Source organism: Pantoea sp. DY-5 (assembly GCF_019795955.1).
In the GTDB taxonomy this organism is placed as follows: Bacteria; Pseudomonadota; Gammaproteobacteria; order Enterobacterales; family Enterobacteriaceae; genus Pantoea; species Pantoea leporis.
Genome location: NZ_JAIMIE010000002.1, coordinates 314,879 through 329,044, shown reverse-complemented (window position 1 = coordinate 329,044; position 14,166 = coordinate 314,879). Strand labels below are relative to the sequence as shown.

Sequence of the window (14,166 nt, the reverse complement as noted above, 5' to 3'; positions counted from 1 at the left end):
TTCATGAGCTTTAATATTGCAACCTCTGGCCTGAATGCGGTTACCAAACAGCTGAGCGCCATCAGTAACAACATCGCCAACGGTGGCACCGTGGGTTACAAATCGATGCGTGCTGAGTTCTCCTCTCTTTATGCTGGTGGCCAGGCCATGGGCGTCGGTGTCAATAGCATTTCCCAAAGCATCACCCAAAACGGCGGCCTCAATGGAACAGGACGTAGCCTTGATTTGGCGATCTCTGGTAACGGCTTCTTTATGACTCGCGACAGCAGCGGCAACCTCAGCTACACCCGCGATGGCACCACTGAAACGGACAGCCAGGGCTATCTTTCCTCTAAAGGCAAGCGCCTGCAGGGGTATCCGGTGGATGCCAGCGGACAGTTACAAACGGGCGTGATTGGCGACCTGAGAATTTCTGCAGGTAGCATTCCCGCAAAGGCCACCGACAGCATGGGCTTTACTGGCAACCTGAATGCCAATTCTGAAGTGCCCTCCGTTACGACATTCAATAAAGATGATAGTAAAAGCTATAACAACACCTACACCAGCAAAATTTACGACTCCCTTGGCCGTGAACACACCCTGGAGCAGTACTTCGTCAAAACCGCCGAAAACAAATGGGAAGCGCACTACTTTGTCGATGGCAAAGCCGCCACGCCTGCTTCACAGGCGCTGGAGTTCAGCAATAATGGGGTACTGACGTCACCGACCCGTGCGACAAACATTACCGCGACAATTCCAGGCGCAGCTGACCTTGCAATTGCATTGGATTACGCGGGAACCAGCCAGTATGGCTCGGAGTTTAATGTATCTAAAAATAGCCCGAACGGTTATGCAGCCGGTGAGAAAAACGGTGAGAGCATTGATGACGATGGCAAAGTCTATGCCACCTACAGCAACGGCGAGCGCATGCTGCAAGGCCAACTGGTGCTGGCCAACTTCGCTAATCCTAATGGCCTAAGCTCCGAAGATGGCACGGCATGGTCTGCAAATAATCAGTCCGGCCAGGCGATTCTTGGCGTTCCGAAAAGTGGCTTAAACGGCTTTATTAAATCTGCGGCGCTGGAAGGTTCGAACGTCGATATGACAGAACAGCTGGTTGGATTGATGAGCGCGCAGCGTAGCTATCAGGCAAATACCAAAGTCATCTCGACCAATGATTCGATGATGAACGCCCTGTTCCAGGCGCTGTAATTATGGATCGCATGATTTATACCGCCGTCAGCGGCGCCAATCGCAGCCTGACGCAACAGATGATTCACTCCAACAACCTCGCGAATGCCAATACCGAAGGATTTCGTGCCGATCTCGAACGTGCCACCACGCAAGCCGTGGCGGGTGGTGGCTACAACAGCCGTCATCAGGTGCGCAGCGAGAGCGGCGGCATCAACATGGCGCATGGCGCACTGCAGGAAACCGGTCGTGAGCTGGATATCGGCATCAAAGGCGATGGCCTGATTGCGGTGCGTGAAGGGCGTCGAGAGCTTTACACCCGCAATGGCCACATTGACATCGATGATATGGGCAACCTGTCGATCGGCGGCAAACCGCTGAACGGTGAAAACGGGCCGATTCAGCTGCCACCGTTTTCGCAGGTCGCGATTGGCGATGACGGCACCATCACCATCATTCCAGAAGATGGCAACGTGGCGGCGGCGATGGATGTCGAGCGCATCAAGCTGGTGGACATTCCCGCCAATCAGCTACGTAAAAGCAACGACGGCTGGCTGACGGCTAACCGCCTTGCCGCGCCGCGTAGCGAAGATGTGCAGCTGGCGAGCCAGCATCTGGAAGGCAGTAATGTCTCGGCGGTGAATGAGATGGTGCAAACCCTTTCGCTCAGCCGTCAATTTGAAGCGCAAATCAAAATGATGAAAGCCGCAGAAACCCTCGTGCAGGCAGGCAATCGCCTGATCCGCGGCAGCTAACAGGAAGCGAAGAAATGAATCCAGCTCTTTGGGTCAGTAAAACCGGTCTGGCGGCGCAGGACGCCAAAATGGCCGCCATCTCCAACAACCTGGCGAACGTTGATACCACCGGCTTCAAACGCGATCGCGTGGTGTTTGAAGATCTGTTCTATCAAACGCAGCGTGCGCCGGGCACCCAGTTGAACCAGAACAACCAGACGCCAACCGGCATTCAGTTCGGTAGCGGTGTGAAGATCCTCGGTACGCAGAAGCAGTTCACCCAGGGCGCGATGAAAAACACCCAGCAGGAGCTGGATGTGGCGATTGCCGGCCAGGGCTTTTTCCAGGTAGAAACCGCTGAGGGCGACATCGCTTATACCCGCTCAGGCAACCTGAAAATCAGCGCAGATGGCGTGATGACCAACGCGCAGGGCTTGCCGTTGATTCCACAGATTGAGCTGCCGGAAGGCACCAAAAATCTCACCATCGGTAAGGACGGTACCGTCAGCGCCACCGTGGCGGGCGAAACCGATCCGGTTGAACTCGGCCAAATCACCCTGGTGAATTTCGTGAATCCAGCCGGGCTGGAAGCAACCGGCAGCAACCTGTATCGCGAAACCGCCGCCAGCGGTGAAGCGGTAGAAGGCGTACCGGGCGAAGAAGCCTTTGGCCAGCTGGAACAAGGCTCGCTGGAAGGTTCCAACGTGCAAGTGGTGGAAGAGATGGTTGACATGATCACCGTGCAACGCGCTTACGAGATGAACGCCAAAATGGTGTCGGCTGCCGATGACATGCTGAAGTTCGTCACGCAGCAGATGTAATTTTTTTTGGGCGGAAGGTGTTCTTCCGCCCACCTTGCAAGGCCATAACAACAATGACACTGACAAAAAAACTCACCGGCGGTTTCTTACTCACCGCCGCACTGCTGCTGACCGGCTGTGAAAGTCCGGCGCTGCTGGTGCAAAAAGATGACGCCGCCTATGCGCCGCCAGAGGATCTGGCACAGCCAGATACGCGCGTTAGCGGTGGTGGACTCTACAACACCCAATATCAATGGTCGCTGATGCAGGATCGTCGTGCTTATCGCGTGGGCGACATCCTCACCGTGCGCCTTGATGAATCGACGCAGTCGAGCAAACAGGCGCGCACCAACTTCGGCAAAAAGAACGATGTCGAGCTCGGCGTACCGTCGGCGATGGGCAAAACCTTTGATGATTTAAGCGGCTCAATTAAGGGCAGCCGTAACTTCAACGGTAACGCCACCTCGGCGCAGCAGAACATGTTGCGCGGATCGATTTCCGTTGCGGTGCATAAAGTGCTGCCGAATGGCGTGCTGGCGATTCGCGGCGAGAAGTGGTTAACGCTCAATCAGGGCGATGAGTACATGCGCGTAACCGGCCTTGTGCGGGCCGATGACATTGAACGCGATAACAGTATTTCATCCCAGCGCATTGCCAATGCGCGTATCTCCTATGCCGGGCGCGGTGCGCTCAGTGATGCCAATTCAGCGGGTTGGCTCACACGCTTCTTCAACCATCCGCTGTTCCCGATTTAAGGTGAAGAACATGATCAGAATGACCGTTCGCTATCTGCTGCCGCTGTTCCTCGCGGCCGGAATGATGGCATCTAATCACGCCAAAGCGCAGGCGCTGAGTTCGCTGGTCGATATTCAGGGCGTGCGTGATAACCAGTTGGTGGGTTACAGCCTCGTCGTCGGCCTCGACGGCACCGGTGATCGCAGCCAGGTGAAATTCACCGGCCAGTCGCTGGCCAACATGCTGCGCCAGTTTGGCGTGCAGATGCCGCCAAAAATCGACCCGAAAGTAAAAAACGTCGCAGCGGTAGCGCTGAGCGCCACGCTGCCTTCGATGTATGCACGCGGCCAGACCATCAACGTCACCGTTTCATCGATTGGCGATGCGAAAAGCCTGCGTGGCGGCACCTTGCTGTTAACGCAGTTGCGCGGTGCCGATGGTGAAGTCTACGCGCTGGCGCAGGGCAATGTGGTGGTCGGCGGCGTGAAAGCCGAAGGCGACAGCGGTTCCAGCGTCACTATCAATACGCCCACCGTAGGCCGTATTCCTAACGGTGCCTCGGTTGAACGCGAAGTGCCGAGCGATTTCCAGGATAACAGCGATGTAATGCTGAACCTGAAGCGCCCAAGCTTTAAAACCGCCAATAACATCGCCGTGGCGCTGAACCAGGCATTTGGTGCTGGTACTGCCGTAGCAAAAAGTGGCACCAACGTCTCGGTCAACGCGCCGCGTGATCCATCCGCGCGCGTGGCCTTTATGTCGATGCTGGAAGAAGTGCAGATCAACGCCGGTAAACAGCCGCCGCGCGTGGTGTTCAACGCGCGTACCGGCACCATCGTGTTGGGTGAAGGCATTGTGGTACGTGCCGCCGCTGTCGCACACGGCAATCTCACCGTCACCATTGCCGAGCGTCCAAACGTCAGCCAGCCAGACCCGTTCAGCAATGGCCAAACCGCAGTGACACCGGAATCGGATATCAGCGTCGATCGCGGTCACGGCCAGATGGTGACCGTTCCTGCAGGCACCAGCTTGCGCAGCATTGTGAATACTATCAACAGCCTCGGCGCGGCTCCGGACGACACCATGGCAATTCTTCAGGCGCTGCATGAAGCGGGCGCCCTCGATGCAGAACTGGTGGTGATCTAATCATGATTGATCGTATCTCAACGCCATTTAGCCCGCTGGCCAATGGCATCTCGGGCAGTGCGCAAACTAATAATCTGGAGCAGGCGGCCGAGAAATTTGAAGCGATGTTCTTGCGCACCATGCTGAGTGAAATGCGTAAAGGCACCGATGCATTTGCCGGTGAAAGCGGCATGTTCAGCAGCCGCGAAGCGCGCAATCTGCGTGATTTTTATGACGATGCGCTAGCGCAGGAACTGGCAAGCCAGCGCAGCACTGGCATCGCCAACGTACTCATTCAGCAGTTATCGCCGAAGTAGGTTTAATAAACGTAGCATTCTTGTCGCTCTGCCCAGGCAGAAACGGTGAGTGCGAGAGGAAAAAATGAGCATCATTAATATCGGTTATAGCGGCGCGACCGCAGCACGTATCGGCATGAACGTGACCGCATTGAATATTGCCAATGCTGCCACTCACGGCTACAGCCGCCAGCGTGTTGAGCAGCAGGCAATTGGCCCGATGGGAAATCTGCGCTTGTCCAGCGGCAACGGTGTGGAAGTGACGAATATCCGCCGCATGGCCGATCAATTCCGTATCGGTCAGGTTTGGCGTGCCAACACGCAAACCAGCTATTTCGACCAGGGACAAACCTACCTCGGTGCGCTTGAGAAGTTACTGGGTACGGATACCAGCGGCATCGGTGACGGTTTAGATAATTTCTTTAAATCCCTGAGCGGCGCCAGTGAGAAGCCGGACAACCAGGCGATGCGCCAGGATGTGTTGACCGAAGCACGCGCGCTGTCGACGCGTTTCAACAACATCCAATCTTTTCTGCAAAAGCAGCGCACTAACAGCCAGCAGCAGCAGCGTGATTTAACCGTCTCAATCAACAGCGTGAGCGGCAACATCGCGGAGTACAACAAGCGCATCAAAGAGACCGAAGCGATGGGCGGCGATACCAGCATCCTGCGCGATCAGCGTGATGAACTGGTGAACGAGCTCAGCGGCTACGTCGACGTGCGCGTGCAGGAGAATGAGAAAGGCGAATACAGCTTGATGCTCCCTTCGGGTCAGCCGTTAGTAAGCGGCAGTGATGTGGGAAGCTTGTCGATGGAGAAGGACGCCAGCGGTGAGCCCTTCCTGCAGCTGAATTTTGCTGGCAGCCGCTATCAGGTGGATATGAAAACCGGTGGCGCGTTTGGCGCGCTGCATGATTATCAGGTCAATACCCTCAACGGTATTGAAGAGAGCATTATTGGCATGGCGGAATCGATGGCCAATGCCTTCAACGATCAGCTCGCCTTAGGTTTCGATCTGAAAGGCAATGCCGGCAAACCGCTGTTTGACTTCGATCTCAGCAATCCTAACGGCATGCTGCAGGTTAACGATCTCGCCTGGGATGAACTGGCATTTTCCAGCGATGCGACGGCCACCGGCGACAATAAAAACCTGCTGGCGTTGATTGGTATTAAAACCCAAACCTTCAACATTCCGGGCATTGGTGACTCAACGCTGGATAGCGCCAGCGCATCGCTGATCAGCACCATCGGCATTAAAAGTCGTCAGAATCAAACCGAGCTCACGGCAGCGGCTGCACTGTTAGAAGATGCGGTGATGCAGCGTGATAGTTATAGCGCGGTGAACTACGACGAAGAGTACATCAGCCTAACCAACTACACCCAAGCGTATCAGGCCAATATGAAAGTGATTGCTACCGGCGATCAAATCTTCACCGATCTGCTGGCGCTGTTCTAAGGAAAATACCATGCGAGTGAATAGCTTAAGTTTCTCTAACACCATGTTGAACAGTCTTGGACGCAACACCAACCAGCTCAACAAATTGATGACGCAGATTAACGAGCAAAAGCGCGTTATCAATCCTTCTGACGATCCGATTGCCAGCACGCAACTGGCGCAGATTCGTCGGGAGCAGGCGTCGATCGGTCAGTATCAGCGCAACATTGAACGTCTGGGACACAGCCTTGGCCAGCAGGAAACGCTGGTAGATTCGAGCAGTAAGCAGCTACTGAGCATGCTGGATAAGTTGCGTGAGGCTAACAATAGCAGCCACGGCGCAGTCGATATGGCCGGTTATGCCACCGAGCTCAGCGCCATGAAAGATATGCTGGTGGAGCAGATGAACAGCCGTGATGAAAGCGGTCGCTATCTGTTTGCGGGCACCAAAACCAATCAGCAACCCGTGGTGCGCGATGCGACTACCGGTGAATGGACCTTTGCCGGCAACCACGAAAGTAACTACACGCCGGTGGCGCATGGTGTCCTGACGAAATCCAACACCGATTTGGCGGCAGCCTTTGGCGATGACATGAAGCTGCTTAACCAGTTGGAGTCGTTACTGGAGAAAATGTCCGATCCGACCATTGCGCCAGAAGACTATGCCGATGACTTCACGGCCATGATTGGTCAGGTGCAATCCACCTCCGATAACGTTGCGGCGATTTTCACCGAGCTCGGCGGACGTCAGAACAACATGACGTTATTAGAGGAAGCGCATCAGGATAATAAAATGATTCATGATGAAGTAGCAGGAGAGCTGCAGGGCTTGGATATGCCTACTGCGATGCTCGATCTTAATCGTTACATGGTTTCGGCGCAGTCTTCTTATCAGGTCTACAACCAGGTTTCCTCACTGTCGCTGTTTAACTTAAGGTAATGAGCATGATGCAGGTGGAGAATCGTTTATCATCGGGCTTGCGTCCCGTGCTACAAAGCACACCGCTTAACGCAAAAGCGCCGGTCAGTAATGTTGCCAACGCCGCTACGCGTCAAACCAGTAACTTTCCCGATGCGCCGCTGATTTCCTCACAGCCGCTGCGCTATAACGTCCAGCTGAATCAACAGCTGACGCGTGTGCAGCAGGCCGATCACTTTCTGCAGGCGACCGAAACTCAGCTGCTGAAAGTGAACCATGCGATAAGCCGTCGCGGCGATCGCCAGACGGCGTTAGCCGAGACGCAGACGTTGCAATCGCTGCTGGCACAACGCCAAACGCTTTCCGGCGGCAGTGTTAATCGCCAGCTGCACGTGTCGCTAGAGGGGAAATCGCAGGTTAACTTCCAGCTGCGCGATGGCCAGGCGTTGGTTAATAATCCGCAGCCAGAACTGCTGACGTTTTCCCTGGCAGGCCAGCAGCGCGAAATTAGCGCGGCGGCGATTGCTGCCGACAGCACGCCGCAGCAGACGTTATTGAGTCTAAACAAGGCGCTGGGCAAATGGGGCATTCACGGCAAGCTGGATGCGCAACGCGAAGTCCAGTTTCAGGTCGATGAACAGCATTGGTCGCGCGTGAACCAACATCTGAGCGTGCAGGGCGGCGGCGAACGTTATCCACATAGTCAGTTTTTCCCAATTAAACCGCAGGCTGAAACCACGCTTGAGGATGAAGTGGCGCGCGTGCTGGCGAATCCGGCACAGCTGGAATCGTTGCAGCCTGCGCTCGATAGCACGCTGGAGCAACTGACACATCAGCGTAAGCAGTTAGTCCGCACCAAAGCGCTGGTGCAACAACGTATTGATAGTATGTCGAATTTCAGCAGTGCGCGGGCGAATAGCGCCGCTCAGGATGTCGCGCAGCAGTTAGGTCAGCGTAATTATGGCAGTGTAGCGGATGCACTGGGCGCGCAAGCTAACGTGCCGCGCGCTACCGTGAAAAACGTGTTGGGCAGCGCAGCGTTGCTGCGCGCCTGAGATTAATGCTGCTGGTTTATCAGCAATCCTGAAGGCATTACCAGTATACGATTGCCCTCAAATTCAACACTATTAAAGCTAACGCCGTTGTGAGCATTGAAGTTAAAAATGCTCCTTAATAGCGGCTTATCTTTGATGGAGTGAACAACCAGCGGTTGATAGCTATAAATCATGCCAATGCGTGTCTCAGCCTGAGGATTTAACAGTATTCTGGCAATAAACTGACTATCGGCTGCTTTGCTGGATAAGGTCATCATCACGCTTTCAGACTTAACGGCAAAAAAGGGCAGATAAAATTCCTGCTGACCGTTTTCCACATCATAAATACCCATCTCTACATCGTTTCCGGTGAAGTCTGCATCAAATACCTGGTGACTAAATGATGGCAACCAGCCGCGTAGCGATGCTGTAGCCAGCAGCAACAGGGTCACTGAGGCCAGGCTAAGAGTTGCAAGGCGCCATTTCATTCAGCTTTCTCTCCGTTTCTTCAGTTAACAATTGATTCAGCGCCTGTGGGTTCTCAGTCGCATTAAAAATTGCCATGGCCAATTGCTGATGCGCACAAGTGCTGTTGAGGTTCAGAGTGAGATTAACGGCGCTGCCAGTGGCAGAATAGTAGATATCCATACGCACATTACGCTCTTTCAAGGTGGTATTGAGCTGACGCAACGTATCACTGATCTGTTTTGACGTGTCCAGTTCCAGGCTGCTGATATCCAATGGCGTCTTTGTCAGGTGCAGCAGTCGGATCTGTGTTACCCCTTCAATCGGTATCTCTGCCATTTGCGGTTTATCGTGTAGGGCAGACTGGAGCACCCAGCCTGCCAACATCAGAAAAATCACCAGCGTCAGGCCAAACAGCGCGATCCAACCAGGGGAGGATTCAACCTGCGGTGGCGGGTTGATCACTGTCGCAGACGGTGAAGATGCCGTATCTGGCATTTCCAGGGATTCATGCGATACCTGAAGGATTTCTGCAGGCATCGATGACGACGGCGTTATAGTCAATAACTGCACACTGCTCTCTTCTTCATCCTCTTCATTTATACGTCGCTGGAAATGGCAAAATTCCGCTTCGAGAATATAGCCTTTCTTCGGCACGGTTTTGATGATCAGCTGCTGTTTACCGTCATCTTCCAGCGCGATGCGCAGCGCATGAATGGCATTTGGCAAGCTGTTGCTGCCGATAACGCGGCGTTCCCAAACCAGCTGATTTAACTCTTCGCGCGATAAGATTTGTCCGGCATGCTGAATCAGCACCACCAGCAATTTCAGCTGATATTCACCGAGTCGCCGCTGTTCGCCGCTCTTCTGGTGAATTAATGAAGCACTGGCAATATCAAGTAACCAGTGATTAATAATGCAATCTGACGTCATCGTTACGTTGTTTCCCTTGGTGTGTTGGGCATCGTCATCGCCCATCGGCGCGGCGTCAAAACACATGGCAAGATGTTAATTATTTTAATCAGCAAGATTAGTCTCAAAAACGAGTGATTTCAATCCGTCAATTTAACAAGGATGCGTTGAGATGCAATTAATCGGGATAAGGTAGTCTTAAAAAAAAGTCCAGCTCTTAAATAAAACAAAATAATAGGGCTCAATGTAGATTATAGAATAAAAGTTATTACCTTCATATTGTTATGGGTTTTTTATTGTCGTGGCCTTATGATTTAATTTATATGTTAACGCTGTCGCCTTTATTTCCTCTTATTTTAACTGCAGCGAGAAAATAATATTTTTTTCGCTAAAATATTTTAAGTTCATTTAAGAGATTCAATTAGCGTGCCGTTTTCTCCTGTTACTTGAAACGGAATCAACGGATTCCAACCTTTGGAGATAAACCTCATGTTAACTATGTTTACAAACTCAGCAGCTATGGCCTCTACTAACTCCATGAACCGTGCAAACTCTGCACTGTCTACCGCAATGGAGCGTCTGGGCACCGGCAAACGTATCAACTCTGCAGCTGACGACGCAGCTGGCCTGCAGATCGCAACCCGCCTCGATGGTCAGGCGCGTGGTATGGGCGTTGCACAGAACAACATCGCGAAAGCGACTGCCATGATGCAGACCGCTGAAGGTGCGTTCGATGAAGTCAACAACATCCTATTCCGCATGAAAGACCTGGCAACTCAGGCTGCGGATGACACCAACAACAAAGATGACCGTACCGCGATGCAGTCTGAGTTTGATGCACTGAATGCAGAACTGGGCAACATCATGAAAAACACCTCTTACGGTACTGAGAAATTGCTTACCGGCAATGCAAGTAATGGCAAGCTGACTAAGGAAATGCAGTTCCAGATCGGCGCATCTAAGGACGAAGTCCTGAAAGTTGATCTGAGCACTTCACTGAGTGGCGTATCAACTAAGCTGACCGCTCTGGCCACAGGCGGTATTTCTGGTAGTGCTTCAGGTGCTAACGCCATGCTGTCGAAAGTGACTGATGCACTGGGCTCAGTTGGCAAAATCCGTTCTGACCTGGGTGCCAACATCAACCGTCTGGGTCACACTGCGGCTAACCTGGCAAACATGAAAGACAACACTGAGCTGAACCTCGGCACCATCCGTGATGCTGACTTCGCAGAAGAAGGTTCAAAAATGAGCCGTCATCAAATGCTGATGCAGAGCAGCCAGATGATGCTGAGCCAATCTAAAGGCATGGGCCAGATGGTTCTGGGTATGCTGGGCTAATCCCTCTATTTGTAATTTAAAAAACACCGCTCTTGAGGCGGTGTTTTTATTTCCGCCTGCGATGACTATTTCTTCCCCTCAGGCGGAAATAAACTTTCCTTAATTTTTACATAAATATTTGAATAAAAACAAAAATTAAAACTGGCACGCTGATTGCTATTAAAAAGTCATTCCGTAGGAGAAAAGCATGAACATGAATATGGAGCCGTCCCAATGGGCGGAAATCCTCGCCACTAACAGCATTGCCGCGATGCAGTCTCGTCTGCAGGCGCAGCAGAAAAAAGTCACCAACGAGCAGAGTGCGTTAACTGCGCTGAAAACGGCCCTGACTGATTTCCGTACCGCGCTGAAAGGCTTTGGTGCCAATGGCGAATTGGTGAAGAACAGCGCTAAGCCAAACATGGAAGGCTACGTCAACCTCAAAGCCAGCGCCAATGCCAGCAAAGGTTTGTACCAGGTTGAAGTGAATGAAACTGCCGCCGCAAAGCAAGACTCATTTGCGGAGATGACCGATGACAAAGTCAAAAATGCCACTGGCACCATGACGATTGCCGTGGATGGTAAAGAGATCGATATCGATCTGACCGGCGTTGAGAGTATGGCGGACCTGCGTGATGCCATTAACAAACATCCAGACAATCCCGGCGTAACGGCATCACTGATGAAGGTCAACGGTGAAACCCGCATGTTGATGGGCAGTGAAAAAACCGGTGAGAAAAATAGCTTTGAGATCACCACCAGTGATCCAACGTCTGAGTTCGGCCAGGCGATCGGCAACGCCACAACGATCTCGGCTGCTCGTGACGCGGTTATCAAGATCGGTGAAATGGCGATCACCAGTGACTCCAACACCTTTAAAGATGTGATTCCCGGCGTTGAAATCAATGTGGTGCAGAAAACGGATCCTGCTCGTCCGCTGGTGATCAGCGTGGAAAACGATGAGACGCAAACCAAAGAGCAGGCGCAGAAATTTGCCGATGCCTACAACGCGCTGTTTGCCAAACTCGACGAACTGACCAAAAGCGGCGGCGATAAAGAGAAGCGCGGCGCACTGGCGGGCGATTCCGGCCTGCGCGTGCTGGAACAGCAGATGACTTCACTGCTGCGTCAAACCACCAACGGCAAAAAGCTGAGCGATTTTGGCGTCTCAACGGATAAAGCCGGCAAGCTTGAAATCGACAGCGAAAAATTCCTTGAAGCGGTGCGAGACAACCCCGCAGCACTCGATGCGATGTTCGGTGGCGCGGACGGGATGATCAAGAAGATGGACAAAGGTCTTGATAGCTTCCTCAGCACCTCGACCGGCTCGATTAAAAGCCGTCAGGATTCACTCGACCGCCAAAATACGCAACTGACAACCAAAGCCGATCAAATCCAGACGCGCTATGACTCCAGTTATGCACGCTATCTGAAGCAATTCACGCGTGCGCAGGCTGCTATGTCGCAGATGGAGAGCACATTGGGGAACTTCTTCGGCTAATGAAGGTGAAATATGTACGGTAATACTTCCGAAATTCATGGCTATAACGATGCAGATCTGGCGATCCGCACCGCCGCCGCCACGCCGCATCAGCTGGTGCTGATGCTGTTCACCGGTTTACAGGATGAGCTGGTGCGTGCCAAAGGGCACGTAATTGCGAAACGCTTTGAACGTAAAGCCAGCAGCATTTCCAAAAGTATCGACATTCTCAATGCGCTGACCAGCGCTCTGGATTTCGAGCGCGGTGGCGAACTGGCGCTACGTTTGGCATCGCTTTACGACTATTGCGTTTATCGCCTGTACGACGCCAGCCACAATTTGTCTGTTGCCCAGATTGAAGAAGTTGAAGGGGTTTTGTTGACACTGCGCGAAGGCTGGGAGGGCATGCAGCCATGAGCCAGCAGCAGTTTGTGGCATTAAGCACGGCGTTAGAGCAGGCCGCGCAAAATGATGATTGGCTACAGGTCATGCAGATTGACAAACAGATCAACGATCTGTTGCTGCAACTGCGCCAGCAGAGTTTGAGCGAAGCCACGTTAGCGCAAGTAAAAATGCTCCAGCAGCGCCATCAGCAGGTTGCGGCGCAGTGTCGCACGCGCATTGATGAGCTGCGCCACAAACTGCAGCAGCATCAGTCGCAGCGTCAAGGCCGACAGGCTTACAGCTTGTTTGGCGACGAAGTTGGAGGTGTTTGATGATTCCGTCACTCACTTCTTTCGTTCTGTCAGGCAGTAGCGCGCCATCAGTCGCCCCCGGTACGCCGGGGGCGACTGAGCTGGCGAATACGCCGCTGGCGCTGGTGCCAATGTTTATGCTCGGTGGCAGCGTGCCAGCACCGGTTCAGGCTCCGCCGCTGCAGGTCGCTGAAGAGGATGCGTTGCCAGAGAGCGGCGATCCTGAACAGTTGATGCAGCTGTTGCTGGATCCCGCGCTCTCCGCGCCGGTTATTGCGCCGCAGCCACCGATCGTCACGCCGACGCCTTTGCAGTACAGCGCACCGCAGCAATTGCCTGAACTGGCGGCGCTGGCGCGTCCAGCGGTACTGCCGCAAAACGCCCAATCTGCCCAACCGGCCATGCTGGCGGGGCAAGTGATAACGCCGGCTGAAACTTTGCCTAGCCAACCGGTCAAACTGCGCACGCCGCAGGATGCGCGGGATGCCAGCAAGCAGGTTTTGGCGATGATGCAGGCATCGCCGGAGGAGCCGCTGGCAAAAATGTTACCCGCGCAGGTGATTGCACACAGCCAGCAGCCGATCGCTACAAACAAGCTGAACGTGCAACCTGGTTTCAAAACACAGGCGCCACTGGCGCTACCGGAAGCCGCGCACGAGAAAGCCGCTGTTTTGCGTGAAGCCTTAGGTGATCGCTTGCAGATGCAGGTCGATCAGCGCACGCAGAAAGCCACCATCCGCCTCGATCCACCCAACCTCGGCAAGCTGGATATTGCCCTGCATTACGAGGGCGGCAAATTGCAGGTCCAGATTCAGGCGGCACAGCCTGACGTTTACCGCGCATTGCAGCAGGTGAGCCAGGAATTACGTGGCGCGCTGAGCGAGCAAAACCAGGTGGCGGTTAACGTCCAGATTTCGCAGCAGCAGGGCGAACAACGCCAGGCGCCGCGTCAACAGCCCGAACAGGAAGTGGTGCTGAGTAACAACATTGCAGAAGTGACGGAAGAACAATGTCACCGCGATCTTTCCATACTGACAACGGTATAACTT

General features: G+C 53.5%; 16 protein-coding genes. 14 read left to right on the top strand and 2 right to left on the bottom strand.

What is annotated here, in order from left to right:
* Positions 1–3: 3 nt before the first annotated feature.
* The 9 genes from flgE (at position 4) to K5Y30_RS09615 (ending at position 8,269) form a co-directional block, all read left to right on the top strand.
* On the top strand, positions 4–1,191 hold the full coding sequence (gene flgE, locus K5Y30_RS09655) for a flagellar hook protein FlgE (protein ID WP_222211193.1): 1,188 nt from the start codon (positions 4–6) through the stop codon (positions 1,189–1,191).
* 2 nt (positions 1,192–1,193) lie between these two features.
* Positions 1,194–1,925, top strand: a complete 732-nt coding sequence (locus tag K5Y30_RS09650) for a flagellar basal body rod protein FlgF (protein ID WP_222211191.1) — start codon at positions 1,194–1,196, stop codon at positions 1,923–1,925.
* 14 nt (positions 1,926–1,939) lie between these two features.
* Positions 1,940–2,725, top strand: a complete 786-nt coding sequence (gene flgG, locus K5Y30_RS09645; RefSeq protein WP_222185434.1) for a flagellar basal-body rod protein FlgG — start codon at positions 1,940–1,942, stop codon at positions 2,723–2,725.
* A 53-nt stretch (positions 2,726–2,778) separates the two neighbouring features.
* Entirely contained in the window at positions 2,779–3,459 is a 681-nt protein-coding gene (flgH, locus tag K5Y30_RS09640) for a flagellar basal body L-ring protein FlgH (protein WP_222185435.1), read from the top strand.
* A gap of 61 nt (positions 3,460–3,520) precedes the next feature.
* Positions 3,521–4,585 (top strand): flagellar basal body P-ring protein FlgI, encoded by a 1,065-nt coding sequence (locus K5Y30_RS09635; protein WP_255606639.1) that lies wholly within the window; start codon positions 3,521–3,523, stop codon positions 4,583–4,585.
* 2 nt (positions 4,586–4,587) lie between these two features.
* Entirely contained in the window at positions 4,588–4,881 is a 294-nt protein-coding gene (locus K5Y30_RS09630) for a rod-binding protein (protein ID WP_222211187.1), read from the top strand.
* A 64-nt stretch (positions 4,882–4,945) separates the two neighbouring features.
* The gene (flgK, locus tag K5Y30_RS09625; protein ID WP_222185438.1) at positions 4,946–6,316 is read left to right on the top strand and encodes a flagellar hook-associated protein FlgK; all 1,371 of its coding nucleotides are present in this window, start codon (positions 4,946–4,948) and stop codon (positions 6,314–6,316) included.
* A 10-nt stretch (positions 6,317–6,326) separates the two neighbouring features.
* Complete coding sequence (locus tag K5Y30_RS09620; protein ID WP_222185439.1) at positions 6,327–7,235, top strand: flagellin/flagellar hook associated protein; 909 nt, start codon at positions 6,327–6,329, stop codon at positions 7,233–7,235.
* Positions 7,236–7,240: 5 nt separating this feature from the next.
* Positions 7,241–8,269: a hypothetical protein gene (locus K5Y30_RS09615; protein WP_222185440.1), complete on the top strand. Its 1,029-nt coding sequence runs from the start codon at positions 7,241–7,243 to the stop codon at positions 8,267–8,269.
* A gap of 2 nt (positions 8,270–8,271) precedes the next feature.
* Here the strand turns inward: K5Y30_RS09615 and K5Y30_RS09610 are convergent, their stop codons facing one another.
* On the bottom strand, positions 8,272–8,736 hold the full coding sequence (locus K5Y30_RS09610) for a hypothetical protein (protein ID WP_222185441.1): 465 nt from the start codon (positions 8,734–8,736) through the stop codon (positions 8,272–8,274).
* Entirely contained in the window at positions 8,711–9,646 is a 936-nt protein-coding gene (locus K5Y30_RS09605) for a transcriptional regulator (protein WP_222185442.1), read from the bottom strand. The genes K5Y30_RS09610 and K5Y30_RS09605 overlap by 26 nt, the downstream gene beginning before the upstream one ends.
* 468 nt (positions 9,647–10,114) lie before the next feature.
* Here K5Y30_RS09605 and K5Y30_RS09600 point away from each other — a divergent pair, with 468 nt between their 5' ends.
* From K5Y30_RS09600 to K5Y30_RS09580, 5 genes are all read left to right on the top strand, one after another.
* Positions 10,115–10,963 (top strand): flagellin, encoded by an 849-nt coding sequence (locus K5Y30_RS09600; protein ID WP_222185443.1) that lies wholly within the window; start codon positions 10,115–10,117, stop codon positions 10,961–10,963.
* Positions 10,964–11,150: 187 nt separating this feature from the next.
* Positions 11,151–12,443, top strand: a complete 1,293-nt coding sequence (fliD, locus tag K5Y30_RS09595) for a flagellar filament capping protein FliD (RefSeq protein WP_222211185.1) — start codon at positions 11,151–11,153, stop codon at positions 12,441–12,443.
* Positions 12,444–12,455: 12 nt separating this feature from the next.
* Positions 12,456–12,839 carry a flagellar export chaperone FliS gene (gene fliS, locus K5Y30_RS09590; protein WP_222185445.1) on the top strand — a complete coding sequence of 128 codons (384 nt, stop codon included), beginning with the start codon at positions 12,456–12,458 and terminating at the stop codon, positions 12,837–12,839.
* Entirely contained in the window at positions 12,836–13,138 is a 303-nt protein-coding gene (locus K5Y30_RS09585) for a hypothetical protein (RefSeq protein ID WP_222185446.1), read from the top strand. The genes fliS and K5Y30_RS09585 overlap by 4 nt, the downstream gene beginning before the upstream one ends.
* Positions 13,138–14,163 carry a flagellar hook-length control protein FliK gene (locus K5Y30_RS09580; RefSeq protein ID WP_222211183.1) on the top strand — a complete coding sequence of 342 codons (1,026 nt, stop codon included), beginning with the start codon at positions 13,138–13,140 and terminating at the stop codon, positions 14,161–14,163. The genes K5Y30_RS09585 and K5Y30_RS09580 overlap by 1 nt, the downstream gene beginning before the upstream one ends.
* Positions 14,164–14,166: the final 3 nt, after the last annotated feature.

Excerpts from the sequence above, each read along its gene's own strand:
- K5Y30_RS09605 (WP_222185442.1), bottom strand. The coding sequence starts at position 9,646 with ATGACGTCAGATTGCATTATTAATCACTGGTTACTTGATATTGCCAGT.
- K5Y30_RS09600 (WP_222185443.1), top strand. The coding sequence starts at position 10,115 with ATGTTAACTATGTTTACAAACTCAGCAGCTATGGCCTCTACTAACTCC.
- fliS (WP_222185445.1), top strand. The coding sequence starts at position 12,456 with ATGTACGGTAATACTTCCGAAATTCATGGCTATAACGATGCAGATCTG.
- flgE (WP_222211193.1), top strand. The coding sequence starts at position 4 with ATGAGCTTTAATATTGCAACCTCTGGCCTGAATGCGGTTACCAAACAG.
- K5Y30_RS09650 (WP_222211191.1), top strand. The coding sequence starts at position 1,194 with ATGGATCGCATGATTTATACCGCCGTCAGCGGCGCCAATCGCAGCCTG.
- K5Y30_RS09630 (WP_222211187.1), top strand. The coding sequence starts at position 4,588 with ATGATTGATCGTATCTCAACGCCATTTAGCCCGCTGGCCAATGGCATC.
- K5Y30_RS09585 (WP_222185446.1), top strand. The coding sequence starts at position 12,836 with ATGAGCCAGCAGCAGTTTGTGGCATTAAGCACGGCGTTAGAGCAGGCC.
- flgH (WP_222185435.1), top strand. The coding sequence starts at position 2,779 with ATGACACTGACAAAAAAACTCACCGGCGGTTTCTTACTCACCGCCGCA.
- K5Y30_RS09620 (WP_222185439.1), top strand. The coding sequence starts at position 6,327 with ATGCGAGTGAATAGCTTAAGTTTCTCTAACACCATGTTGAACAGTCTT.
- K5Y30_RS09635 (WP_255606639.1), top strand. The coding sequence starts at position 3,521 with ATGATGGCATCTAATCACGCCAAAGCGCAGGCGCTGAGTTCGCTGGTC.
- flgG (WP_222185434.1), top strand. The coding sequence starts at position 1,940 with ATGAATCCAGCTCTTTGGGTCAGTAAAACCGGTCTGGCGGCGCAGGAC.
- fliD (WP_222211185.1), top strand. The coding sequence starts at position 11,151 with ATGAACATGAATATGGAGCCGTCCCAATGGGCGGAAATCCTCGCCACT.
- K5Y30_RS09615 (WP_222185440.1), top strand. The coding sequence starts at position 7,241 with ATGATGCAGGTGGAGAATCGTTTATCATCGGGCTTGCGTCCCGTGCTA.
- flgK (WP_222185438.1), top strand. The coding sequence starts at position 4,946 with ATGAGCATCATTAATATCGGTTATAGCGGCGCGACCGCAGCACGTATC.
- K5Y30_RS09610 (WP_222185441.1), bottom strand. The coding sequence starts at position 8,736 with ATGAAATGGCGCCTTGCAACTCTTAGCCTGGCCTCAGTGACCCTGTTG.
- K5Y30_RS09580 (WP_222211183.1), top strand. The coding sequence starts at position 13,138 with ATGATTCCGTCACTCACTTCTTTCGTTCTGTCAGGCAGTAGCGCGCCA.